Raw genomic sequence first — 23,127 nt, forward strand, 5'->3', positions numbered from 1 at the left:
CCCACGGCTCTCCATACCGGCGCGCAGGCCCGCGCGGAACCCGGGGCAGCGCCTCCCGCCTTTCCCGCCCCTTGACGCGCCCCCGCCGGACAGGCCTTCTGCCCCCCGACAAGGAGTCCCCGATGCCCCGCCAGCCAATCCCCGCATCCATCGACGCCGTGACCCGGGCCCTGGCCGCCGAAGGATATGTCGCCGAACGACCGCTTGCGACCGTGACCTTCCTTGCCCTGACCCTTGGCCGGCCGCTGTTTCTGGAAGGCGAGGCCGGTGTGGGCAAGACGGAAATCGCCAAGGCGCTGGCCGCCATGCTGGGGCGCCGCCTGATCCGGCTGCAATGCTACGAAGGGCTCGATGCCGCGTCCGCCGTCTATGAATGGAACTTCCCCGCCCAGATGATTGCCATCCGCGCGGCCGAGGCCGGCGGTCAGGCCGACCGCGACGTGCTGGAACGCGACCTCTTCAGCGCCGACTACCTGATCGAACGCCCGCTGCTGCAGGCCATGCGCCCCGACGAAGCCGGCGCGCCGGTCCTGCTGATCGACGAGATCGACCGCACCGATGCGCCGTTCGAGGCGTACCTGCTCGAAGCGCTTTCCGATTTCCAGGTCACCATCCCCGAACTCGGCACGATCCGCGCGCCCGAACCGCCGGTGGTCATCCTCACCTCGAACCGCACGCGCGAGGTGCACGACGCGCTGAAGCGCCGCTGCCTTTATCACTGGGTCGACTATCCGGGGTTCGAACGCGAATTGCAGATCGTCACCGCCCGCGCCCCGGGCCTGTCCGACCGGCTCAGCCGGGAAGTCGTGGCCTTCGTCCAGCGTCTGCGGGACGAAGACCTGTTCAAGACCCCGGGCGTGGCCGAGGCCATCGACTGGGCGCAATGCCTTCTGGCGCTCGACGTCGTCGAACTGTCCCCCGCGGTCATCGCCGACACGCTGGGCGCGCTGTTGAAATATCAGGACGACGTCGTGGCCCTGTCCGGCTCCGAAGCCGCGCGGATCCTGGCCGAGGCCCGGGAAGGTCTTGCCCGGGGATGACCGACTTCGTCCCGCTGCCCCTGCCAGAGAACCCGCGCCTGGCGGCGAACGTGGTTCATTTTGCCCGCGCGCTGCGCCGTGCTGGGCTGCCGGTGGGGTCGGGCCGGGTCACCGATGCGATCCGCGCCGTGGCCGCCGCCGGCTTCACGCGGGCCGACGATTTCTACTGGACGCTCCATGCCTGCCTCGTCTCGCGGCCCGAGGAGACGCAGATCTTTGCCCGGATCTTCCGCCTGTTCTGGCGCGACCCGAAGTTCCTGGAACAGATGATGGCGGCGCTGCGCCCCATGGCCGACGCCGCGCCCGGAGACACGCCAGAGGCCGGCCGCAGACGCGCGGCCGAGGCGCTGCTGGATGGCCTGACCCCCGACGCGCCCCCCCGCGACCGGGCGACAGAGCAGGAGGTGGAGGTCGACGCCCAGGGCTCGATGTCTGCGACCGAGCGGCTGAAGACCCTCGATTTCGACCAGATGAGTGCCGCCGAAATGGCGGACGCAAGGCGGATGCTGGCAACCCTGACGCTGCCGGCGCGCCCTTTGCCCGCGCGCCGTGGCCTTCGCGACCCGCAGGGCAGCCGGATCGACGCGCGGGCCTCCTTCCGCCGCGCGCTGCGCACGGGCGGAGAGCTGCATCGCTTGGAACGCCGCGCGCCGGGGCTGCGGGCGCCGGATCTGGTCGTGCTCTGCGATATCTCGGGCTCGATGAGTCGCTACAGCCGGACCGTGCTGCACTTCGTCCATGCGGTGGCAAACCGCCGGGGCGCTGGCTGGGGGCAGGTCCATGCCTTCACCTTCGGCACGCGGCTGACCAACATCACTCGCGCGCTGGCCCGCCGCGACGTCGACGCCGCGCTGGCGGCCGCAGGGGCCGAGGCGCGGGACTGGGAAGGCGGCACGCGCATCGGCGCCAGCCTGAGGGCCTTCAACCGCGACTGGTCGCGCCGGGTGCTGGGGCAGGGCGCGCTGGTCCTGCTGATCACAGACGGGCTCGACCGCGGCGACCCGGCCCTGCTGACGGCGGAAACGGAACGGCTGCAGCGTTCGTGCCGAAGGCTCGTCTGGATCAACCCGCTGCTGCGCTGGTCGGGATTCGCGCCGAAGGCCCGGGGCGTGGCGGCGATGCTGCCCTATGTCGACAGCTTCCGCGCGGGCCATTCCATCGCCGCATTGGAGGAATTGGCCGCGGTCCTGTCCGCCCCCGACGACCAGGGCGAAAAACGCCGGCTGATGGCCGCGACGGGCCGCTGACGCGCGCCCGGACCTTTTGTACAAAACGGAGAAACTGCCTTGGGAGAGACGTACAAACCGAAAGAACTGCCCCCGGTGCCGTCCTTCGGACTGACGGGACGGGTGGCGCTGGTGACCGGCGCGTCGTCCGGCATCGGCGAAGGAGCGGCGGTGGCGCTGGCCGATGCCGGGGCCCACGTGATCTGCCTCGCGCGCCGCGAAGGACCGTTGCTGGACACGGTTGCGGCGCTGAAAGCGGCGGGATATTCGGCCGAGGCGCTGGCGCTTGACGTGGCCGACCTGGCGGCGATGGAAACGGCCCTGGCGGGGCGCGAGGTCGACATCCTGGTCAACGCAGCCGGAACGGCACGGCTGGGCCCGGCCGAGACGATCACGCCCGACGACTTCGACACGGTGATGAACGTAAACCTGCGGGCGGCGTTCTTCCTGTCGACAACCGTCGCCAAGGCACTGATGGCGCGGGGAAAACCGGGGTCCATCGTCCATGTCTCCAGCCAGATGGGACATGTCGGCGGACCTGAGCGGTCAGTCTACTGCGCCTCGAAATGGGGGCTGGAAGGCATGGTCCGTGCCATGGCGCTGGACTGGGGGGCGAAGGGCATCCGTGTGAACACCGTGGCCCCGACCTTCGTCCGCACGCCCCTGACGGAGCCGACCTTTGCCCGGCCGGAACGGCGCGAATGGATCGCCCGGAACATCCAGCTGGGCCGGGTGGCGGAAGTGGAGGACATCGCGGGCGCGATCCTCTACCTGGCGTCCGATGCATCGGCCATGGTGACGGGCACGTCACTGGTGGTGGATGGCGGCTGGACGGCAGGCTAGGCTTAGCAGGGGTGGGCTGGGCAGGCGACGGCGCGCCGGGGCATCGAGCCCCGCCGCGCCGTGCCACGGGTCCCATGGACCCGCGGCGGTGCCCGCGCCGTCGGTCGGAGAGTCGAAGAAACGAAGTGTGGAGTCCAACATGCTGACAGAAAACGACAAAATAATGCTGCGCCGAGCCTTCGATCAGGCCAGGCTGGGCTTTGACGAGGGCGGTTGCCCCATCGGTTCGGTCGTCGCACGGGGCGACAAAGTGCTGGGCGAAGGCCGGAACCGCCGGGTGCAGGAGGGCGATCCGATCGCCCACGGCGAGATGGACGCGTTGCGCAAGGCCGGGCGGCAGATCTCGTACAGGGACCTGACGCTTTATACCACGCTCTCGCCCTGCATGATGTGCGCTGGCACTATCGTCCAGTTCGGCATCCCCCGCGTAGTGATCGGCGAGAACGCGACCTTCGGCGGCAACGAAGCCTTCCTGGAAGAGCGCGGTGTCGAGGTGATCCTGGCGAACGACCCCGACTGTCAGGCGCTGATGGAGCGCTTCATCGCCGAGAAGCCGGCGCTGTGGGCCGAGGACATTGCCGAAGACCCGCCCGCCTGACCTTTGCCCTCCCGTCCTTTGCCGGACTGACCTTTACCGGACTGACCGTCCGCGGCGCGCGGCGCTTGACCGCGTGCGCCCGCACCGGGCAGGGTCGGTTCGAAACGGCAGGACCATCGGGGGGATCCGCAGGTGTCAGTAAGCGTCAGTGCCGGGGAGCGCCGCCGCGCGCTTGTCCTGGGCAGCCTGGGCGGCGGGCTGGAATTCTATGACTTCGTGATCTACGCGGTCTTTGCCGACGTGATCGGGCAGACCTTCTTTCCCAGCGGAAATGCGGTGGCGAACCTGCTGGCGGCCTTCACGGTCTTTGCCATAGGCTACCTGGCCCGGCCCTTCGGTGGGATCGTCTTTTCGCATTTCGGAGACCGGTTCGGGCGCAAGGGGATGTTGCGGCTGTCGATCGCGGGGATGGCCGGGGCCACGATCCTGATGGGCCTGATGCCGGGCTATGCCCAGATCGGGATTGCGGCCAGCATCATCTTTGTCCTGCTGCGCATCGTGCAGGGCCTGTCGCTGGGGGGTGAGATCCCGGGCGCCATGGTCCTGATCACCGAGACGATGCCCGAACGCCGCGGGCTGGCCTGCGGCTTCCTGTTTCTGATGATAAATATCGGCCTGCTCTTGGCCCATGCCGTGCAATGGGCGCTGGTCAGCGGACTGGACCAGGCGCAGATATTGTCCTTCGGCTGGCGCATCGGGTTCCTGGTTGGGGGCGCCATCGCCTTTCTGGGCTTCGTCATGCGCAAGCGCCTGTCGGAATCGCCGGCCTTTGCAGAGATGGAGTCCGAGGCCCACAAGGTGCCGCTGGCGCAGCTGCTCCAGAACAACATGAAGGGCGTCATAGCCGGCGTCTTCATCACCGGCCTGGGTGCTGCGATCGTGTCGATGTTCTACCTTTACTTCGACACCTATGCGACGACGCTTCTGAAGTTCCCGCAGGCCCCCATCGCAACGGCGAGCCTGGTGGGGATCATCGTGTTCTCGCTGCCCATGCCGATCGCGGGATGGATTGCGGACCGGACCGGGCGGCCCAAGCTTCCGACGCTGGTCGCCTCGGTCCTGCTGCTGGTTACGGTCGTGCCGTTGTACATGTGGATCGAGAAGGGTGCGGGTAACGTGATGGGGGCGATGCTGGTCCTGTCGGTGCTGGCAGCCTTTGCCTGGGGACCGACGCCGGCGGTCCTGACCGAGGTCTTTCCGACCGACGTGCGGTTTTCCGGCGTGGCCTTCACCTACAACCTGGGCTTCGCGGTCTTCGGCGGCCTGACGCCCCTGGTGTCGACGGCGCTGATCCATTGGAGCGGGAACATGCTGTGGCCGGCCTTTATCCTGGTCGTCTTCCTGGCGCTGGGGATCGTGGCGACTGCAATGGTGGAGCTGAAGGGGCGTTAGGGGGCGCGTTGGCGGCGCGGTTCGGGGCTCTGCCCCCGCCGCCCGTGCCGGGCGGCTCCCCCGAGGTATTTTCGGATCAAAGAAGTGGAGGCCGTGGGGCGGGGGCTGGTCGGTGTCAGTTCGCGGTGGCCTGGGTCGCGATGGCGTCGAATATGTCGTCCAGTTCGGTGGCCAGTTCAGCCAGCGGGGCGCCGCCTTCGTCCATGTAGGGGGCGAAGACGAGGCTGGGGGTCTTCCAGGACAGGGTGCCGGTGCCGTCGCGGTTTTCCGTCAGGTAGAAGCGGATCGGCGCCTCGATCCCGGCGGCGAGGCTGGCGTCGAGCATCCGTCGGGCGAAGTCGTTGCGGAAGACGCCGATGACGCGGTTGCCGGGGATATCGATCCCTTGCATCTGCGCGCCGTCCGAGGCGCTGGCCTGGGTGACGAGGCCCATCTTGTGTTCCGCGATGGCGGTGCGCAGGGCTGTGTGCAGTTCCTCGAAGGGAAGCGTCGTCGGCGTGACGACCCAGCCGGGGCGCCGGGTCAGATCGCCCGCGGCGAGAGGACCGGCCAGAAGGGCGGCAAGGCCGAGGACAAGGGGAGCGGGACGCATGGGCGGAACCTTCCGGGGCTTTGGGAAACAGTTGCAGGTGCGGGTGGCCCTGGCAACCTTGCCGCGATCAACCTCTGTCGATCCGGGCGTGAGCGAGGCCGGCCGCTTGCCCCGATGGCATGTTGTCCGCGGGAGCTGTCGAAGGGCTTTCCAAGCGGGCCGGGACTGAATAGCCTCGCGCCCATAACCACCAAAAGGGGAGTCACCGATGAAGAAGTTCCTGACGGCCACCGCTGCTGCCGCGCTCTTGAGTGCCGCGAGCATGGCGCATGCCGAAGACATCAAGCTGGGGATCCTGATCGGCTTCACCGGTCCGATCGAAAGCCTGGCGCCGGCCATGGCGGCCGCAGCCGAGATGGCCATCGATGAAGTGAACACCGCGGGCGGGATCCTGGACGGATCCATGATCGTGCCGGAGCGCGCCGATACCGGCTGCATCGACAACGGCCTGGCCGTGTCGAACGCCGAACGCCTGATCGCCGACGGCGTGAAGGGGATCATCGGGGGCGACTGTTCCGGCGTGACCGGCGCCATCCTGCAGAACGTGGCGCGTGCCAATGGCATGGTCATGATCTCGCCCTCCGCCACCTCTCCGGCGCTGTCGACGGCCGAGGACGACGACCTGTTCTTCCGTACGGCGCCCTCGGACGCCCGCGAAGGCCAGGTGATGGCGGAGATCCTGAAGGAACGCGGCATCAACTCCATCGCGCTGACCTATACGAACAACGATTATGGCAAGGGCCTGGCGGACGCGATCAAAAACGCGTTCGAGGAGGCTGGCGGCGAGGTCACCATCGTGACCGCGCACGAAGACGGCCGCGGCGACTATTCCGCCGAAGTGGCGGCCCTGTCGGCGGCTGGCGGCGACATCCTGGTCGTGGCGGGCTATCTGGACCAGGGCGGCCTGGGCATCATCCGTTCGGCGATGGATGCCGGTGCCTGGGACACATTCGGCATGCCTGGCGGAATGATCGGCGATTCGATCACCCAGGCCCTGGGCGACGACCTGAACGGGTCCTTCGGCCAGATCGCGGGTTCGGGCGGCGAAGGCTCCAGCATGATCACCGACATGTCCGCGGCCAAGGGCTTTGACGGCACGTCGGCCTATGCGCCCGAAAGCTATGACGCCGCGGCGCTGTTCATGCTGGCGATGCAGGCGGCAGGGTCGACCGATCCGGCTGTCTACGGGCCCAAGATCATGGACGTGGCCAATGCCCCGGGCGAAAAGATCCTTCCGGGCGAACTGGCCAAGGCCATCGAGATCCTGAAGTCCGGTGGCGACATCGACTATGTCGGCGCCTCTTCGGTCGAGTTGATCGGTCCGGGCGAGAATGCCGGCAGCTACCGCGAGGTCGAGGTCAAGGACGGCGCCTTCGCGACGGTCGGCTACCGCTAAGCGTCAACCACAAAGCCATCGGGGGCGCGTGTTCCGGCACGCGCCCCTTTTCGTTGCGGGACGCGGTGTGCGGAAACCACGCACCCAACGGCCCGGGACCCGGGTTCGCCGGCCCAATGTCTCTGGTCTTCAATTCCCGTGGGGGGAGGCCACGCATCGCGCGGGCCCGGGGCAGGAGCCTGTCACTGGTCACCGGTTCAGAGCGGCCGGATCTTCAGCCCCGTGATCCGGTTTCCCTGCCGTTCTGTCACCTCGAAGCGGAAGCCGTGGAAGGAAAACACCTGTCCCCGGGTCGGGATCATCTGGGCCTCGTGGATCACCAGTCCCGCGACTGTATTGGCCTCGTCATCCGGCAGGGACCAGTCCATCGCCCGGTTCAGGTCGCGGATCGTCATTGCACCTTCCACCAGGTACTGGCCGTCGTCGCCCATGGTCAGGGTTTGCGTCTCGGGCTGGTCGAATTCGTCGGTGATCTCGCCCACGATCTCTTCCAGGATGTCTTCCAGCGTGATCAGGCCGCGGAGCGAGCCGTATTCGTCCACCACCAGCGCGAAATGGGTCCTGAGCCGCAGGAATTCGCGCATCTGGTCGTCCAGTGCGGTCGTTTCAGGGACGAAATAGGGCGGCGTCGCCACGTCGCGCACGTCGAAGCTGCGCAGGATGCTGGCATCGCCATCGGGCCCGCCGATCAGCTTGTACATCGCGCGCAAGAGGTCCTTGGCATGGATCACGCCGATGATGTTTTCTGGGTCTTCCTTGTAGACCGGCAGCCTTGTGTGCGGGCTGTCGAGACATTGCGCCAGGATCGCCTCGGCCCCGGAATCGGCGTCGACCATTTCGATCCCCGACCGGTGCAGCATGATCTCTTCGACATAGCGGTCGCCCAGGTCCAGCGCGCCCAGGATCCGGTCGCGGTCTTCCTTCAGGACGACGCCCTCGGAATGGCCCAGATAAAGCGCGCCGGCGATCTCCTCGCGCACGGCCAGGACATGGCTGTCCGGGTCGATCCTGACACCGAACAGCCGCAGCACCGCGCGGACCAGCACCCGGACCGCCGATACGACGGGCGAGAACAGGCGCACCACCACGGCAATCGCGGGGGCCACGGTGGCGGCGGCCTTTTCGGCATTGGTGATGGCATAGGTCTTGGGCATGACTTCGGCAAAGATCAGGACCAGGAAGGTCATGACCAATGTGGCGATGGCCACGCCGCCGTCGCCGAAGACCCGCGTGAACAGCGCCGTCGTCAGCGAGGTGGCCAGGATGTTCACCAGGTTGTTGCCCAGAAGGACCGACCCGATCAGGCGTTCGTTGTCTTCGGTCACCTTCAGCGCGGTCGCGGCCCCGCGCGATCCCTTGTCGGCCTGGCTGCGCAGCTTTCCGCGCGAGGCGGCGGTCAGGGCCGTTTCCGACCCGGAAAAGAACGCGGACAGCACGATCAGCAGCAGGATACCCCCGCCGGTGACCCAGAACGCGGTGTCGAGATGCGATGCAGCTTGATCCATGGCTCACTCCTTGGCGCGCCGCTTATGCGCTGCCGGGGTTGGGGCGTTCAAGGGGGTGGGGCGCTCAGTCGCCGGACTTGTCGGCCAACGGATGGTGATTGAGGACCAGATCCGCCAGCCTGGCGTCCAGCACATGGGTATAGATCTCGGTCGTGGCCACGTCGGCATGGCCCAGCAGCGTCTGGATCGATCGAAGGTCGGCGCCATGGGCCAAAAGATGCGTGGCAAAGGCATGGCGCAGCGTGTGGGGCGTGACCCGGGACGGCGGGATGCCGGCCGCGACCGCGAATTCCTTGATCAGAAGGTAGAAGCCGTGGCGCGTCAGGTAGCCCTGCTTGCCGCGGGACGGGAACAGGAACCTGGCTTCCGGCGGGGGCGGTGTGGTGCGTCCGGCCTTGGCGGCGCGGGCCTCGAACTGGGCGTCGCGGATCACCAGCCATTCGGCCAGGGCCTCGCGTGCAGGAGGCGACAGGGGCACCATGCGTTCCTTGCCGCCCTTGCCCACGACAAGCAGCATCCGCGGATCGCCCCGGGCGGCGGCCACGGGCAGCGAGACCAGTTCGCTGACCCGCATGCCCGTGGCATAGAGGATTTCCATCAGGCAGGCGTTGCGCTGGCGGTCGGCCACGGTCCGGCCATGGGCGCGTGCGCCGTCAAGCAGGCGGTCGACTTCGTCCTCGGTCAGGGTGTCGGGCAGGCGCTTGGCACGGCCGGGGCCGCGGATCTCGATTGCCGGGTTGTCCTCTCGCCAGCCCTCCTCGAAGGCGAAGCGGTAAATCTGGCGGATCGCCGACAGGCGGCGGGCGCGTGTGGCCTGCGAAAGGCCTTCGGCATCGCAGCGCACCAGGTAGGCCTCGACCTCCTCGCGGGTCAGGGTCTGGAAGGCCAGGTCTTTGCCCGCCATCCAGGCCACCACGTCCTTCAGGTCGCGGCCATAGGCCAGCTGGGTATTGCGCGCGGCACCCTGTTCGGCGGCGCAGGCATCCAGGAAGGCCGATATCCAGTCATGGTCGCGGGAGGGGCCGGGCATCTGCGTCAAGTCCTCTTCAGGATCAGCGCCTGAAGGGCAGCGCGGCGGGCGGTGTCTTCCAGGCCCACGGCCCGGAACGTGGCCAGCGATTCGGTCAGGGCCGAGGTATCGCCGTTCAGACCGGCGGTGAAGCGGATCATCGCCTGAAGGATCGCCTCGCCCAGCCGGCCGCTGGACAACTGGGCGCGGGTGGCTTCCGGCACCAGCTGGGCCAATGCCTCGCCCGAGGCTGCAAAGCCGCGCGCGATGGCACGGGTGCGGGCGTCGGGCGCCGGAACGGTCTGGGGCTTGCCCTGCGCCAGCGCGGCCAGAAAGGCCGTCATCGGCTGATTGTCGGGCGGCGTCCGCGCCGCCAGTTCGTAATCGGGCGACAAGAGCTGCACCTGCCAGGCCAGCGTCTGCGCGCCGGCGATGGCGGGCAGGCGGATCTCGGCCAGGCGGTGGGCAAAGAGCGTGGCAAAGGGCACGCCCAGCCCTTCGGCGGTCAGCGCCTCCCAGACGCGCGGCAGGGCGGCGGCCACGGCGGCCCCGTCATGGGCCGACAGTGCCACGTCGAAACGCTGCACCGCTTCCGCCCGGTCCCAGACCCCGCCCGACGCCGACGGCATCTGCGCCGTGTAAAGCCCCAGAAGCTGGTTCGGGCTAAGTGCGCCGGACCGGGTCAGCCGTTCCGCGGCCTCGATCTGGGCCTTCCAGCCGGCGATGTCGTCCAGGTCGGCATTGGCGAAGACGCGGGGCAGGTGGCCCGTGGGCAGCCGTTCCCCGATGGCGGAATAGATGTGGAAGGTCAGAGGATCCGGACGCGTCGGCGGCGGCAGCAGGTTTTCCTCTTCCGCCAGGTCGGGATGCAGGAACCGGCCCAGCAGCTGCAGGTCGGCCTGGTCCAGAAGCGACAGCGTTTCGGCCATGTCGTAGATCAGCGCCGCAGTGTCCCAGTCGCCCAGCAGCGCGGCACAGAAGATCTGGGCCCGGTAATCGTCGGAAAGGCGGGGCAGGTCTGTCAGGATAGTGCAGGCCTGTTCCTCGCCCCCCGTCAGAAGCGCCGCGTCGAAGCGCAGGCGGAAGCGGTCGCGCAGGCCCTTCAGGGCTGCCTCGCTGCCGTCAGTGTCCAGGTCCCCGGCCCGGGTCGGTTCGCTCAGGTCCGCCAGCGCGCGCACCGGGTCGGCCGCGCCAAGGTCCATCAGCCGGACCATGCGTTCGGTCAGCACCGTGTTCTCGGGTCCGCTGGCCTGGGGCGGATAGGCCTCGGTCAGCAGCAGGGTGTAAAGCAGGCGCTGCAGCGCTGGGCTGTGGCGGACCTGTACCCGGCTCAGAAGATCGACCAGATCCTGCGGCCTGCTGCCTACCCACAGGTCCCGCGGCAGGCCGGAGACGTTCGGCGGCACAAGCCCCGCCGCGATCTGGGTCGACCCCAGCGGCTGCACGTCGACGGTGGGCACAAGGATGCCCCGCGTGACCGGCGGCTCGCCCGGGGGCAGGGCTGCCGGCGACGCACCGGGGGGAAGCGCCACGGACTGGCCCGGGATCCATTCCAGCGCCGGCTGGTTCAGCCAGCCGATGGCCGACATCGGCTGCCCGCTGGTGCGGGTGACGCCCTGTGCGGAAGCCGGTGTCGAAAAGACCAGTCCGACGGCCAGGGCCGCGGCCACGGGGCGGACCCGGGCCTTCGACCTTGACTGGACGGCGCGGTCGCGATGCATCGCGTTACTCCACCTCGAGCGTGACAGCTGCGGTCCGGGGCTGCACCGGGGCCGAGAAGTCGGCACCGAACAGCGGCCCCAGAAGGGCAAAGCCCAGTACGGCAATGCCGAAGACGATGCCCACCAGAACTGCCAGTTGGAACAAGATCTTGAACAGTCCTGCGATCAGTCGACGCATGTCGAATTCCTTTGCCTGCCTCGGTCCGTTTTCACCCGGTTCTGCCCGGGTGCTTTGCTCTTTTATATATGGCCTTTTCGCCCAGATCACGTCATTCACTCTAGGATGAGCGAAATTGAACCGCCCGAGGCGCGTCCGGCCGACATGGCGGCGCGGGGGGGAACCGGGAAATTGCGTAAGACGGTCGTGCTGGTGGGCATGATGGGGGCAGGGAAGACGGCTGTGGGCCGGGCCCTGGCGGCGCGATTGCGCGTGCCGTTCCGCGATTGCGATGCCGAGATCGAATCCGCCGCGAACATGACCATTGCCGAGATCTTCGCCCGCGATGGCGAGGCCTTCTTTCGCCGCAAGGAATCGCAGGTCCTGGAACGGCTGCTGGATGGCGCGCCCGGTATCCTGTCGACCGGCGGCGGCGTCTTCATGGCGGAATCGAACCGCCGGGCCATTGCCGAAAAGGGCGTGGGCGTCTGGCTGAACGCGCCGGCCGACGTGTTGTGGACCCGGGTCCGCCACCGCGCGCATCGCCCGCTTCTGTCCACTGCCAACCCGCGCGAGACGCTGGAACAGATCCTGGCCGCTCGCACGCCCGACTATGCCAAGGCCGAGGTCCATGTGCTTTCGGACCGGTCGTCGACCGTCGAGGATACGGTCGACCGGGTGATTGCCGCGCTGGACGCGCGCGACGACGTTTTCGGAGCCTGAAAGATGCGAACCACTGTCCACGTGCCCCTGGGCGACCGGGCCTATGACGTCGTGATCGGCCCGGATCTTCTGGCCGAGGCGGGCGCCCTGATCGCGCCCCTTCTGAAGCGCCCGAAGGTCTGGATCGTGACCGAAACGCGCGTGGCCGCGGCGCATCTGGACACGCTTCAGGCCGGTCTTCAGGCCCAAGGCATCGTGTCCGAGCCTCTGATGCTGCCGCCGGGAGAAAGCACGAAAAGCTGGCCGCATCTGACCGCCACGATCGACTGGCTGCTGGACCAGAAAGTCGAACGGCGCGACGTGGTCGTGGCCTTTGGCGGCGGCGTGATCGGCGACCTTGTGGGCTTTGCCGCCGCGATCCTGCGGCGCGGCGTGCGTTTCGTGCAGATCCCGACCTCGCTTTTGGCGCAGGTCGACAGTTCCGTCGGCGGCAAGACCGGCATCAACACCGCGCAGGGCAAGAATCTGGTCGGCGCCTTCCACCAGCCCGCGCTGGTGCTGGCGGACCTGTCGGTGCTGGCCAGCCTGCCGAAACGCGACTTTCTTGCGGGATACGGCGAGGTGGTCAAATACGGCCTCTTGGGCGATGCCGCCTTCTTCGACTGGCTGGAGGAAAACGCGCCGCGCCTTCTGGCGGGAGAGATCGCGGCCCTGGCTCATGCCGTGGCACGCTCGGTCGAGATGAAGGCCGAAATCGTCGTTCGGGACGAGACTGAACAGGGCGACCGCGCGCTTCTGAATCTGGGCCATACCTTCGGCCATGCACTGGAATCGGCGACTGGCTATTCCGACCGACTGCTGCATGGCGAAGGCGTGGCCGCCGGCTGTGCGCTGGCATTCGAACTGTCGTCGCGTCTGGGCCTGTGCCCGCAGGAGGATCCCAGCCGGGTCCGCGCCCATCTGAAGGCGATGGAGATGGTGACCGACCTGGCCGACATCCCCGGAGAGCTGCCGGACGCGGACGGTCTGCTGGAGTTGATGGCCCAGGACAAGAAGGTCGTCGACGGCACGTTGCGCTTCATCCTGGCACGAGGGATCGGCGACAGTTTCGTGACCTCGGACGTGCCGCGAGACACGGTGCATGGCCTCTTGGCCGAGGCGCTGGACGCCCGCTGAGACACCGCCCACTCCGGTGAAACGGGCCGGCGCGGCGCCCTTTCTGGCCGGGCCCTGCCGATCTTAGAGTTTTGGTAAAATTGCCTTGCTACCCATCTGGCAGCCCGCCGCGAGCAGGCGGCCAGCCGGATGGAGACCGCGATGACGGACGAGGTTCTTGTGCGCGAAAGCTGGGCGATGGCGGTTGTCGACCGCGATCTTCTGGGCCAGCGGTTCTATGCGGCGCTGTTCCGGGCGCAGCCGGAATTGAGGGCCATCTTCAGCTCGGACCTCGCGGCCCAGTCGCGCAAGCTGGTACAGATGCTGAACTTTATCGTCGACGTGCTGGACGATCCCGAACAGCTGATCCCACCCACGCGCGACCTGGCCATCCGCCATGTCGCCTATGGTGTCCTGCCGGACCACTACGACGCCGTGGGAACTGCCCTGCTGGAGACGCTGTCAAGCGTGCTGGGCGAAGGCTTCACCGCTGAAATGAACGCCGCCTGGGCCCGGATCTATACCGCCCTGTCGGACGACATGATCCGGACCGCCTATGGCCCCAGTGCCCTGGACAGCGAACCGGTTGCGGTGGAGACGGGCCGTTGACAGGGCAGCCGAGGCTGGGCTGCGCCCCAGGGGCTATACTTTGGTATAGACCAAATCCCGAAAGAGCGCAGGCAGCCCCCGGCGCGCCGGGTTAGGATCCGTTTCGTAGTATTCGAGAAGACGGAACATGCAGATCGACATCGTCGAAAGCGCCAGCAGCGATCCCGCGATCGCCGTATCCGAGCTGTGCGCGCAGATCGGTGACGGGACGGCGGATTTTGCTTTCGTCTGTGCGGATGCGGATCTGGACGCTGCGGCGCTGGCCGCGGCGGGACGCAGCCTTCCGGTGACCTTCCTCCATGGGGTGACATCCTGCATGGGGCCGATGACGGCCCGGTCGGCCGATCCGGGCCAGCGCGCGACGCTGGCGGCCTTTGTGATCCGCGATCCCGAAGGCGACTACGGCACCGGCTGCCAGGACCTGGGCGACGATCCGCGGCAGGCGGCGGTGCGGGCCACACTGTCGGCTCTGGCAGGGGCCGGCCGCTCGGGCGAGGTGCCGGACGTGGTCTGGCTGACCGCGACCCCGGGCACCGAGGAACAGCTGATCCAGGGCATCCAGGACGTCGTTGGTGACGGGGTTCCGATCATCGGCGGAAGCGCCGCCGACAACGACATGTCGGGCCGGTGGTACGTCTTCAGCGCGGGTGGCAGTTCGGCAGAGGGCGTGACCGTATCGGTCCTGTTCCCCAGCACGCAGGTGGCCTTTTCCTTCAGCAACGGACTGGTGCCGACGGCCCATCGCGGCACGGTGACCAAGGCGCGGGGCCGCAGTCTGATCAGCATCGACGACCGGCCCGCGGGACAGGTTTACGCCGAATGGCTGGCCGACCGGGTTTTGCCCCCGGGGGCGGCCGACAGCTGTTCCATGATGCCCGAACGGTTTGCGCTGGCGCCCCTGGGCCGGAGGGTGTCGGACCTGCGCGGCGTGCCCAACTATCTTCAGGTCCAGCCGCGCGTGACCGAGCCGAACGACAGTCTGACGCTTTATGGCGAAGTGGCCGAGGGCGAGCAGCTGACCCTGATGACGGGCGATCCGCGATTGCTGGCCGACCGCGCGGGCCGGGTGGCGGCCCGGGCCGTTCCCTTCGGGATCGGCCGCGACATGATCGCCGGGGCGCTGATGGTCTATTGCGGGGGCTGCATGCTGGCGGCGCGGGACCGGATGGACCGGATCGTGAACGGCACAGGCGCCGCCCTGGGCCATGCGCCCTTTCTGGGTCTGTTTTCCTTCGGCGAACAGGGGCCGGTCCTGGGCGCCGGCAACCGGCATGGCAACCTGATGATTTCGTGTCTTGTTTTCACGCGATCCGTCAGTGGGATCATCGCACCTGCAGCTTGAGCGCCGCGCAGCGCCGGACAAAAGTCCGTAAGTCCTTAACGTCATCGTAACCCTAAGGTAGAAAGTTCCTGTAAGAGTGGCACGGGGCCTTGTTACGCGTAATCGGCCCGCTCTCCGCGGAATGGCAGTCGATGCCGGAAGATGAACAACTTCGCGAAGTCCTGCTGGAGATGCAGGTTCTGCAGCAACGTGAAAGCGAGGCTCTGCGCGAAACCCGTACGCTTTACGCTGTGCTGGAATCGGTGTCCCGGGCCTCTTCCGTCCAGGACACGCGCGCGGCGCTGATCGAGGTCACGAAATCCCATCTGTGTGCCGATGTCGTTCTGGTCCTTGAAGATACCGGCACCGCCATGAACATCCTGGAGCCCGCGCCCAAGGGGTTGACGCTGCGCAGGTTGGGCCCGGCGCCGGCACTCTTCGAAAAGGCGCGCAACGTCGCCGACCTGTCCAGGTCCGCCTCCAGCGCGGAAATCCACGCCGTGCTGGGCGATGCCTATTCCAGCATGGTGTCTGCCCCGGTGCATCTGGGCGAAGGCCGCGTGGCAGCTCTGGCGGCCTTCCGGCACAAGCCCGCATCCTTCACCAATCACGACCGCCGGATCCTGTCGCGGATCGCGCGGCTGGCTGGGCCGGCGCTTCAGGCGCAGGAATTGGCCGCGCACAACCGGCTGCAGGCGGCGGTGATCGACGGCTCTGCCCTGGGGTTCATGATCTTCAAGGCGCACCCGGCCGAGAACCGTCCCCTGATCTTCGCCAACCCGGCCTTCGAACGTATCACCGGCTATTCGGTGGAGGAGGCGCTGGGGACGAACTGCAGGTTCCTGTTGGACGAGCCCGAGGATTCCACGGTGCTGGCACAGCTGCGCCATTCGGCGTCGACCGTCGTAGAAGGCACCTTCGTCCTGCGCAACCGCCGCAAGAACGGCGACCCGTTCTGGAGCGAGCTGACGCTGTTCCCGGTGGCCGACGAAAGGGGCGAGACGGAATTCGTGGTGGCGACCCAGTCGGACGTGTCGGAACGGGTGAACGCCCAGATCGAACGCGAAACTGCGCGGCGCCGCATGGACGAGGCGCTGTCCCATACCCGCGACGCCTTCCTGCTGCTGTCGCGAGAGCACGCGGTGCTCTTTGCCAATCCGATGCTCGGCACGATCTTTCCCGCGCCCAATGTCCGATGGGCGCCCGGCACCACGTTCGAACAGAACTGGGCCGATCACCTGGCAACGATCCCGCGGTCGTTCCATCCCCTGCCGGATCCGCTGGCCAGGCCGGACCTGGACCTGCTGGTCCAGCAGACGGCCGGGTGGGAGGCGCGGCTTCCGGACGGGCGGGTCCTGCTGGTCCGGGCGGTTTGTACCTCGGACGGCGGGATGGTGATTTCCGGCACCGATGTCACGCCGATGAAGACCGCGGAACGGATGCTGCGGCAGCGGATGGCGGCGATCCAGTCGGCCGCCGACGGGATCGGCATCACCGACGAAAGCGGCCGGCTGGTTCAGGCCAATCCCAGCCTTGTGGCCTTGTTCGGGGCGGGATCGGAAAGCCAGCTTCTGGGCCGCCCCTGGTGGCGCGCCTATCGCGAGGACGCGGACCGCGAGGTGCTGCACCGGCTGGAAAGCGACCTGATCAGGAACGGCAAGAGTTCGGCCCAGCTGCCGTGTTCCAAGGTCGAACCGGGCCGCGTGCACGAGGTGTCGCTGTCGGTCGCGCACAAGGTGGGCCGGATCCTGATCGTGCGGGACGTCACGACGGAAATCGAGGCGCAGCGCCGCAGGCGCGAACTGGCGGACCAGCTGGATCAGGCGCGGCGCCAGCAGGTGCTGTCGGAACTGGCGGCCCGGCTGGCACACGACTTCAACAACCTTCTGTCGGCGATCACCGGGTCCGCCGACCTGATCCAGGCCGACAAGGACGATCCCGAAAGGGTGATGCGCCATTCTGCACGGATCCATTCGGCGGGCCGTCAGGCGGCGGAACTGGTGAACCGGCTTCTGGACGTCGGCCGCGGCCAGCGCGAGGTAACGGAATTCGACCTGCGCGTCGCCGTGTCCGATGCCGTGGACCTGGCCGGGGCCAGCCTGAAATCGGCCACGACGCTTTGGACCGATTTCGCCCGTCACCCGATGAAGGTGGAAGGCTGCCAGACAGAGGTCGGCCAGATCGCCGTGAACCTGATCCTGAACGCCGAGGATTCGCTGGGCGGCAATCCCGGGGAAGTCGCCGTCTCGCTCTATCTCTCGCAGGGGAAAAGCCGGGTTCCGGTCATGGCCGGGCGGCTGGATCCCGACCGGCGCTATGCGGTGCTGGCGGTGCGGGACAGCGGCTCCGGCATCAAGCCCGACGTGCTGCCCCGGATCTTCGAGCCGTACTTTTCCACCAAGGGCAAGCAGGGCAACGGGCTGGGTCTGGCCAGCATCGCCCAGCTTGTCGTGCGACTGGGCGGGGCCGTGGCGGTCGATACCGCCGTGGGACATGGCAGCACCTTCCGCGTCTATTGGCCCCTGGCCGGGGAAGAGGCGGTGAAGCCCCGGATCCTTGGCGCCCAGGCGACCCCGGACAACGTGGCGCGGCTGGAAAACACGCTGATCCTGCTGGTCGATGACGATCCGCGGGTGACGGATGTCCTGGGTACCTATTTCGAACGGCTGGGGGCCGAGGTGGCCGCCGTCGATGCCGCGGACCTGGCGATCGACGCGATCGAGGACGATCCCGGCGCCTGGTCGGCGGTAGTGACCGATTACGACATGGGCGCCATGACCGGCGGCGACGTGGCCGAGGCCGCGGCCAGGGCCGCGCCGGACCTGCCGGTTTTCGTGGTGTCCGCCCTGGCGCGGACGCTGACGGATCCGCGGCTGTCCGGGCCCAACGTGCGTGGCGTCTTTGCCAAGCCGGTAGACATGAAACAGATTGCGCTGGCGGTGTCCCATGCCGTCGCGCGGAAGGGGAGAGTGGCGGAATGAAAGTCCTGATCGCAGATGACCACGAGCTGGTCCGGGATACGCTTGCGGCCTTCCTGGAACACGAACGAGACATCCAGACCGTCGCCGTGGCCGACCTGGACGAGGCCTGCAAGGCCGCCGAAAAGACGATGTTCGACCTGATCCTGCTGGATTACTCGATGCCCGGCATGAACGGGCTGGAAGGTCTGGAACGCGCGATCAAGGCCAGCGACGGGCGGCCGGTGGCGATCATGTCGGGCACCGCGCCCAAAGCGACCGCGCAGGCGGCGCTGGATGCCGGGGCCATCGGCTTTCTGCCGAAGACCATGGGGGCGAAATCGCTGGTGAACGCGATCCGCTTCATGGCCACGGGCGAGACCTATGTGCCGATCAAGTTCATGACCGCAGAGGAACCGGAAGAGGTGAACCCGGTGGCGCAGGGCCTTAGCCAGCGGGAGCTGGAAGTGCTAGGGGGCTTGTGCCGCGGGCTGGCCAACAAGGAAATCGCGCGCGAGCTGAACCTGCAGGAAGTCACGATCAAGCTGCACGTGAAGACCCTGTGCCGCAAGCTGGACGTCAAGAACCGCACCCAGGCCGCGCTGAAGGCGAAAGAAGCCGGGCTGTTCTGATCGTCCGGGCATCTTTCTGAAAAAGCGGAAGGCCGGCCTGCGAAAGCCGGCCTTCCTGGCCTGGATTGGTGCGGAACGGTCCAAAACGACCCGGTGCATCTGGGGGAAAACCTCGGGTCGCGTCCCACGCCAATCCGGCGTTCCGTGTTCAGAACAGGATCGAATCCGACAGCTCGCTGAACGTCACCCCGCCCAGGCCGTCCAGCACCAGCGCGCCGCTGTCGAAGGCGATGTGCAGGGCACCGCCCGCATCGCTCGTGGTATGGGCGGAAAGCCAGGCGTCCGCCGCCTTGCCGCCGACACCCAGCGAGAGGTCGCGGAAATCCAACACGTCGTTCTGGACTTTGAAGTCGGTGATGCGGTCGGTGCTGCCGTCCATGTCGGCTGTCCTGAAGACGAAGGTGTCGGGCCCGTTGCCGCCGGTGGCCGTGTCGGCGCCGGCGCCCATCCAGATCCAGTCCTTGCCGTTGCCGCCGTCGATCACATCGGCGCCGTTGTAGCCGGTCAGCCTGTCCTTTCCGTTGTCGCCCAGCATCGTGTCGTCGCCCGACCCGCCGTTCATCCTGTCCGACCCGTTGCCGCCGTCCAGGAAATCGTTCCCCCGGGCGCCGCGCATCCGGTCGGTGCCGTTCTCGCCGTGAAGCGTGTCGTCGCCGTCGTCGCCGTTCATAACGTCGTTGCCGACGCCGCCGAACAGCGTGTCATTGCCCGAACCGCCCGACAGTAGGTCGGCCGCGGTGCCGCCGTTCAGCCGGTCGTTACCAGACTCGCCATAAAGCTTGTCCGTCCCCGTGCCGCCATCCAGCGTGTCATCGCCGCTGTTGCCGCGCAGGACATCATTGCCGGTCTCGCCCTGCAGCCTGTCATTGCCCTTGCCGCCGAACAGAAGGTCGTTGCCCTTGTCGCCCGACAGGAAGTCGTTGCCCGAGTTGCCGTAAAGCCTGTCGTTGCCATCACCGCCCCACAGGATGTCGTGGTCGACGCCGCCGGACAGGAAATCGTTGCCCTTGCCACCGAACAGCGTGTCGTTTTCTGTCGCAAGCTGGGTGCCGTCCAGGGCCAGGCGGTTGCCGTATCCGTCATAGGTGAACGCGACGGGCAGAACGCTGCCAGAGATCGGGCTGCCGCCGCCATACAGGGTGTCGTCGCCCGAATTGCCGTCGATCGTGTCGTCGCCTGATCCGCCATAGGCGGTGTCGTTACCGTTGTTGCCGGTCACCGTGTCGTTCTGGCCCTTGCCCGCGAAGATCTCTGGCAGGGAGGAACCGGTCAGCGTGTCAGCGCCTGCGGTCCCGACAATGGTGGAAGGGGTGGTGAACATCTATTTTCTCGATCTCAGAGAGGGTTGGGTGCACGGGAGCCGGCCCCTGCAGCGAGGTCGGGTCGTTGCTTCGTTCGGGCGGGGTTACCAGCCGATGCCTTCGATGGCGGGATACATGTCCGTGTCGGGGAACAGGCGGACCAGGTCGATCACCGGACGATGGCCTGCCAGGGACACCGCGTCGCGATAGGCAGCGTTGGCATGGGTCACGATCACGGCCTCGGCCCGGTCGACGACGCCGCGTGGGTTGCTGCGCAGCATGCCGGCCAGCTCTCCGGCCAGCGACTGTAGTCCGGCAGAGCCATGGCGGACATAGGCCAGCTGACCCTCCAGCGGCGTGTCGGCGGTGATCGCGTGGTCGTGGATCTCGACCGCGACGCCGTCGGCCCGCAGGGCGGCGATCACGTCCAGGATCGGGCTTTCGCGCAGGTCGTCGGTGCCGGGCTTGAAGGCCAGGCCCAGCACGCCCACCTTGCGGGCGCCGGTGGCACGGACCATATCGACCGCGCGGTCGATATGGGCGGCGTTTGACTTGCCCAGGGATTCGATCAGCGGCAGGTCGACGCCCATCGACCGGCCGATATGGGACACGGCGCGCACCTCCTTGGGCAGGCACGACCCGCCATAGGCAAAGCCCGGCTTCAGGTAATAGGGGCTGAGGTTCAGCTTGGTGTCCTGGATGAAGATGTCCATGACCTTGTGGCTGTCGACCGCCAGGGGCTTGCACAGCCGGCCGACCTCGTTCGCGAAGGTGACCTTGGTGGCGTGCCAGACATTGTCGACATATTTCACCATCTCGGCCACTTCGATGGAGGTCACGATGATGTTGCGATCGACGGGCGCGAACATACTCACCAAGATGCCGGCGGTGCGGGCATCGGTGGCGCCTATGACGGTTTTCGGCGGGTTGTGGAAATCCGCCACGGCAACGCCTTCGCGCAGGAATTCCGGGTTAAAGGCGATGCCGAAATCCTGGCCGGCCATCTTGCCGGATGCCAGTTCGATGATCGGGGTCATGACGCCCAGCGTGGTGCCCGGCGGGATCGAGCAGCGCATGACGACGACATGAAAGCCGTCCTTCTGCGCGATGCCTTCGCCGATGGCGCGGGCCGCGGCCTCGATATAGCGGTAATCGCAGCCGCCGTCGGCCGCGGTGGGCGTGCCGACCGAAACGAAGGTCACATCGGTGTCGATGACCGCGTGGACCAGGTTGTCGGTTGCGGTGACCATGCCGTTTTCGACGCCTTCGGCCAGCAGCTCTTCCAGCCGGTCTTCGTGGATGGGCGAACAGCCGGCGGCAATGGTGGCGACCTTGGTCGGGTCGATATCGACGCCCACGACGCGGTGCCCAAGGCTGGCAAGGCACGCGGTCGAGACGGCTCCGACATAGCCCAGACCCACGACGCTGACGGACTCGCGCGGCGCCGTAAGAGGGAAGCCCACGGGGATGACATTTGCGGCATGCGGGGCGGTCAGGATTGGCAAGTACGCGGTCATGGCAGGGTCCTTCTGGACGATGTGTTCGATCTGCCAGGGGTTCTAACTGTCCCGTTAACCTTAATGTTTGGTAAGAATGGCTAAGACTTGGCACGAGAGGCGAGGTCGACTGCGCTTTGGTATAGTCGGCCGGCGAGAAGGAGAGCGCGGGTGCTGCGAAGGCGTTTGCGGACCCCGGGCGACGGCGGGAATCGCGCCCCTCACCGGCCCGGCCGCTGCTCTGCGGGAGGGTTGCTAGCGTCGGAATGGAAAAGGCCCGCGCGTTGGGCAAACGCGCGGGCCTCTGAACGGGGTCGATGGTCCTTTGGGCCGGGCGCCCGTGTCGGGCGTCCGTGAGGGGGTGAGGGTTGAACCCTTCAGGCCATCTCCCGTTTGCCGGTGTCCGGGGCCAGACGGGCAGTGCCCGGTCCCGTTCGCCGGGCAGACGCGGAATTTGGGGATGCAGGAAACGTGATCGGCCCGAACGCATCCGGTCGTCCGGTGATCCGGACCGTGCCGAAGATCCCGGTTCGCGTGGCCGGCTGCAGGGCCGGTGCGCTGGCCATTGCACGGCCGGGGCGGTCCGCCGACCGCTCCGACGGGCGGCAGGCGAGCGGTTCGCCGTCCCGGTCATCGCCGGTGCCGGCCGGACCCAGGGCCACGACCCGGACATCGGCGGGTGTTCCCAAGAGCACGGGATCGATCGAGGTATATTCCAGATCCGACCAAGGGCAATTGGCCAGCAGAAGCGCCCCGCAGGTCGGTGCCGCATGGTCCAGCGCGGCCCGGCAGGTGGCTTTCAGCGCCGGGGCGGCGGCGAAGAAGGCCGCCAGCAGCGTATCGACCCGCAGCATGTAGCATTGCGCATGGCCCAGATGATCGCCCCGTTCCAGCAGGGTCCGCACATGGACGCGGCCCGGCGGTTCGCAATGGCCGATCAGGGGCACCGGCCCGGCGGCACCGCGATCCTTGGCTGCGATGCGCAGGCATCCGTGGTCGAAGGCCCGGTCGTCGGGCAGAAGCCCGAAGGTCACGAGGCCGCCGGCCTCTGCCGCGGGCTGCCCGGTCTGGATCGCGGCTGCCAGGGCGTGGGCATCGGCGGCCAGGTCCGAGGCCCCGCAGACCAGCAGAATGGCGTCCCGCGCCATCTCCAGCCGCAGGGCGGCGGACAGGGCGGCCGGCGCGCTGCCCCGGGGCATGGGCGTGATCAGGATATCCGCATCGCCCAGCCCGGCTTCGGCCAGCTGGCGGCGGGCTTCGCGCTGCCAGGCGGGGCTGGTGACCACGATCGGGTCGGTGCAGCCGGCGCGGACGAGGCTTTGCGCGAGGTCCATCAAGGGAGAGCTTTCGCCGTCGCCGGGCAGGGACCGGCCCTGAACATTGCGATGAAGGGAAAGGCCGTCGTCACCGGCAAGAAGGATGGGCGTGATCATGATCCGGGTCTCCTGTGCCAAGTGGTCCTGAGGACGGCGGTCTTCAGACCATAGCACGCAGACGCAGCGCGCCCGGTCGTT

General features: G+C 67.6%; 20 protein-coding genes. 12 read left to right on the plus strand and 8 right to left on the minus strand.

Annotated features, from left to right (window positions below):
* The first annotated feature begins 122 nt into the window (after positions 1 to 122).
* The 5 genes from FQK05_RS14720 to FQK05_RS14740 all read left to right on the plus strand — a co-directional run bounded on the left by FQK05_RS14720 (position 123) and on the right by FQK05_RS14740 (position 5,099).
* Positions 123 to 1,040 carry an AAA family ATPase gene (locus FQK05_RS14720; RefSeq protein ID WP_158968122.1) on the plus strand — a complete coding sequence of 306 codons (918 nt, stop codon included), beginning with the start codon at positions 123 to 125 and terminating at the stop codon, positions 1,038 to 1,040.
* A complete protein-coding gene (locus FQK05_RS14725) occupies positions 1,037 to 2,287 on the plus strand; it encodes a vWA domain-containing protein (RefSeq protein WP_158968124.1) in 1,251 nt (416 codons plus the stop codon). The genes FQK05_RS14720 and FQK05_RS14725 overlap by 4 nt, the downstream gene beginning before the upstream one ends.
* Before the next feature lie 39 nt (positions 2,288 to 2,326).
* Positions 2,327 to 3,109, plus strand: coding sequence for an SDR family NAD(P)-dependent oxidoreductase (locus tag FQK05_RS14730; RefSeq protein WP_158968126.1), 783 nt, complete (start codon positions 2,327 to 2,329; stop codon positions 3,107 to 3,109).
* Positions 3,110 to 3,248: 139 nt separating this feature from the next.
* Positions 3,249 to 3,707 carry a nucleoside deaminase gene (locus FQK05_RS14735; RefSeq protein ID WP_158968128.1) on the plus strand — a complete coding sequence of 153 codons (459 nt, stop codon included), beginning with the start codon at positions 3,249 to 3,251 and terminating at the stop codon, positions 3,705 to 3,707.
* Positions 3,708 to 3,839: 132 nt separating this feature from the next.
* The gene (locus FQK05_RS14740) at positions 3,840 to 5,099 is read left to right on the plus strand and encodes an MFS transporter (protein ID WP_158968130.1); all 1,260 of its coding nucleotides are present in this window, start codon (positions 3,840 to 3,842) and stop codon (positions 5,097 to 5,099) included.
* 115 nt (positions 5,100 to 5,214) lie between these two features.
* Here the strand turns inward: FQK05_RS14740 and FQK05_RS14745 are convergent, their stop codons facing one another.
* Positions 5,215 to 5,691 carry a DUF302 domain-containing protein gene (locus FQK05_RS14745; RefSeq protein WP_158968132.1) on the minus strand — a complete coding sequence of 159 codons (477 nt, stop codon included), beginning with the start codon at positions 5,689 to 5,691 and terminating at the stop codon, positions 5,215 to 5,217.
* Between the two features lie 208 nt (positions 5,692 to 5,899).
* On the opposite strand from FQK05_RS14745, the gene FQK05_RS14750 reads away from it, so the two are divergent.
* The gene (locus FQK05_RS14750; RefSeq protein ID WP_158968134.1) at positions 5,900 to 7,087 is read left to right on the plus strand and encodes an ABC transporter substrate-binding protein; all 1,188 of its coding nucleotides are present in this window, start codon (positions 5,900 to 5,902) and stop codon (positions 7,085 to 7,087) included.
* A 197-nt stretch (positions 7,088 to 7,284) separates the two neighbouring features.
* On the opposite strand, the gene FQK05_RS14755 is transcribed toward FQK05_RS14750, so the two are convergent.
* The 4 genes from FQK05_RS14755 to FQK05_RS14770 all read right to left on the minus strand — a co-directional run bounded on the left by FQK05_RS14755 (position 7,285) and on the right by FQK05_RS14770 (position 11,500).
* Positions 7,285 to 8,592, minus strand: coding sequence for an HlyC/CorC family transporter (locus FQK05_RS14755; protein WP_158968136.1), 1,308 nt, complete (start codon positions 8,590 to 8,592; stop codon positions 7,285 to 7,287).
* 64 nt (positions 8,593 to 8,656) lie between these two features.
* Positions 8,657 to 9,622: a site-specific tyrosine recombinase XerD gene (locus FQK05_RS14760; protein ID WP_158968138.1), complete on the minus strand. Its 966-nt coding sequence runs from the start codon at positions 9,620 to 9,622 to the stop codon at positions 8,657 to 8,659.
* A gap of 5 nt (positions 9,623 to 9,627) precedes the next feature.
* Positions 9,628 to 11,322, minus strand: a complete 1,695-nt coding sequence (locus FQK05_RS14765) for a hypothetical protein (RefSeq protein ID WP_158968140.1) — start codon at positions 11,320 to 11,322, stop codon at positions 9,628 to 9,630.
* A 4-nt stretch (positions 11,323 to 11,326) separates the two neighbouring features.
* Positions 11,327 to 11,500, minus strand: coding sequence for a hypothetical protein (locus FQK05_RS14770; RefSeq protein WP_158968142.1), 174 nt, complete (start codon positions 11,498 to 11,500; stop codon positions 11,327 to 11,329).
* A gap of 105 nt (positions 11,501 to 11,605) precedes the next feature.
* Between FQK05_RS14770 and FQK05_RS14775 the strand changes: the two genes are divergently transcribed.
* From FQK05_RS14775 to FQK05_RS14800, 6 genes are all read left to right on the plus strand, one after another.
* Positions 11,606 to 12,202 (plus strand): shikimate kinase, encoded by a 597-nt coding sequence (locus FQK05_RS14775; protein WP_158968144.1) that lies wholly within the window; start codon positions 11,606 to 11,608, stop codon positions 12,200 to 12,202.
* A 3-nt stretch (positions 12,203 to 12,205) separates the two neighbouring features.
* Positions 12,206 to 13,318, plus strand: a complete 1,113-nt coding sequence (aroB, locus tag FQK05_RS14780; protein ID WP_158968146.1) for a 3-dehydroquinate synthase — start codon at positions 12,206 to 12,208, stop codon at positions 13,316 to 13,318.
* Positions 13,319 to 13,459: 141 nt separating this feature from the next.
* Positions 13,460 to 13,906 (plus strand): globin domain-containing protein, encoded by a 447-nt coding sequence (locus tag FQK05_RS14785; RefSeq protein WP_158968148.1) that lies wholly within the window; start codon positions 13,460 to 13,462, stop codon positions 13,904 to 13,906.
* Positions 13,907 to 14,033: 127 nt separating this feature from the next.
* A complete protein-coding gene (locus tag FQK05_RS14790; RefSeq protein WP_158968150.1) occupies positions 14,034 to 15,248 on the plus strand; it encodes an FIST signal transduction protein in 1,215 nt (404 codons plus the stop codon).
* Positions 15,249 to 15,379: 131 nt separating this feature from the next.
* Complete coding sequence (locus FQK05_RS14795) at positions 15,380 to 18,208, plus strand: PAS domain S-box protein (protein ID WP_158968152.1); 2,829 nt, start codon at positions 15,380 to 15,382, stop codon at positions 18,206 to 18,208.
* Positions 18,205 to 18,816 carry a response regulator transcription factor gene (locus tag FQK05_RS14800; protein WP_158968154.1) on the plus strand — a complete coding sequence of 204 codons (612 nt, stop codon included), beginning with the start codon at positions 18,205 to 18,207 and terminating at the stop codon, positions 18,814 to 18,816. The genes FQK05_RS14795 and FQK05_RS14800 overlap by 4 nt, the downstream gene beginning before the upstream one ends.
* 148 nt (positions 18,817 to 18,964) lie before the next feature.
* Here the strand turns inward: FQK05_RS14800 and FQK05_RS26385 are convergent, their stop codons facing one another.
* The 3 genes from FQK05_RS26385 to FQK05_RS14815 form a co-directional block, all read right to left on the minus strand.
* A complete protein-coding gene (locus tag FQK05_RS26385; protein ID WP_158968156.1) occupies positions 18,965 to 20,137 on the minus strand; it encodes a calcium-binding protein in 1,173 nt (390 codons plus the stop codon).
* 84 nt (positions 20,138 to 20,221) lie between these two features.
* Positions 20,222 to 21,634 (minus strand): nucleotide sugar dehydrogenase, encoded by a 1,413-nt coding sequence (locus FQK05_RS14810; protein ID WP_158968158.1) that lies wholly within the window; start codon positions 21,632 to 21,634, stop codon positions 20,222 to 20,224.
* 356 nt (positions 21,635 to 21,990) lie between these two features.
* Positions 21,991 to 23,046 (minus strand): sugar phosphate nucleotidyltransferase, encoded by a 1,056-nt coding sequence (locus tag FQK05_RS14815; protein WP_158968160.1) that lies wholly within the window; start codon positions 23,044 to 23,046, stop codon positions 21,991 to 21,993.
* Positions 23,047 to 23,127: the final 81 nt, after the last annotated feature.

The sequence above is a fragment of the Chachezhania sediminis genome, from assembly GCF_009765275.1.
GTDB classification, from domain to species: domain Bacteria; phylum Pseudomonadota; class Alphaproteobacteria; order Rhodobacterales; family Rhodobacteraceae; genus Chachezhania; species Chachezhania sediminis.

Excerpts from the sequence above, each read along its gene's own strand:
- FQK05_RS14720 (WP_158968122.1), top strand. The coding sequence starts at position 123 with ATGCCCCGCCAGCCAATCCCCGCATCCATCGACGCCGTGACCCGGGCC.
- FQK05_RS14725 (WP_158968124.1), top strand. The coding sequence starts at position 1,037 with ATGACCGACTTCGTCCCGCTGCCCCTGCCAGAGAACCCGCGCCTGGCG.
- FQK05_RS14735 (WP_158968128.1), top strand. The coding sequence starts at position 3,249 with ATGCTGACAGAAAACGACAAAATAATGCTGCGCCGAGCCTTCGATCAG.
- FQK05_RS14745 (WP_158968132.1), bottom strand. The coding sequence starts at position 5,691 with ATGCGTCCCGCTCCCCTTGTCCTCGGCCTTGCCGCCCTTCTGGCCGGT.
- FQK05_RS14750 (WP_158968134.1), top strand. The coding sequence starts at position 5,900 with ATGAAGAAGTTCCTGACGGCCACCGCTGCTGCCGCGCTCTTGAGTGCC.
- FQK05_RS14755 (WP_158968136.1), bottom strand. The coding sequence starts at position 8,592 with ATGGATCAAGCTGCATCGCATCTCGACACCGCGTTCTGGGTCACCGGC.
- FQK05_RS14760 (WP_158968138.1), bottom strand. The coding sequence starts at position 9,622 with ATGCCCGGCCCCTCCCGCGACCATGACTGGATATCGGCCTTCCTGGAT.
- FQK05_RS14765 (WP_158968140.1), bottom strand. The coding sequence starts at position 11,322 with ATGCATCGCGACCGCGCCGTCCAGTCAAGGTCGAAGGCCCGGGTCCGC.
- FQK05_RS14770 (WP_158968142.1), bottom strand. The coding sequence starts at position 11,500 with ATGCGTCGACTGATCGCAGGACTGTTCAAGATCTTGTTCCAACTGGCA.
- FQK05_RS14775 (WP_158968144.1), top strand. The coding sequence starts at position 11,606 with ATGAGCGAAATTGAACCGCCCGAGGCGCGTCCGGCCGACATGGCGGCG.
- aroB (WP_158968146.1), top strand. The coding sequence starts at position 12,206 with ATGCGAACCACTGTCCACGTGCCCCTGGGCGACCGGGCCTATGACGTC.
- FQK05_RS14785 (WP_158968148.1), top strand. The coding sequence starts at position 13,460 with ATGACGGACGAGGTTCTTGTGCGCGAAAGCTGGGCGATGGCGGTTGTC.
- FQK05_RS14790 (WP_158968150.1), top strand. The coding sequence starts at position 14,034 with ATGCAGATCGACATCGTCGAAAGCGCCAGCAGCGATCCCGCGATCGCC.
- FQK05_RS14795 (WP_158968152.1), top strand. The coding sequence starts at position 15,380 with ATGCCGGAAGATGAACAACTTCGCGAAGTCCTGCTGGAGATGCAGGTT.
- FQK05_RS14800 (WP_158968154.1), top strand. The coding sequence starts at position 18,205 with ATGAAAGTCCTGATCGCAGATGACCACGAGCTGGTCCGGGATACGCTT.
- FQK05_RS26385 (WP_158968156.1), bottom strand. The coding sequence starts at position 20,137 with ATGTTCACCACCCCTTCCACCATTGTCGGGACCGCAGGCGCTGACACG.
- FQK05_RS14810 (WP_158968158.1), bottom strand. The coding sequence starts at position 21,634 with ATGACCGCGTACTTGCCAATCCTGACCGCCCCGCATGCCGCAAATGTC.
- FQK05_RS14815 (WP_158968160.1), bottom strand. The coding sequence starts at position 23,046 with ATGATCACGCCCATCCTTCTTGCCGGTGACGACGGCCTTTCCCTTCAT.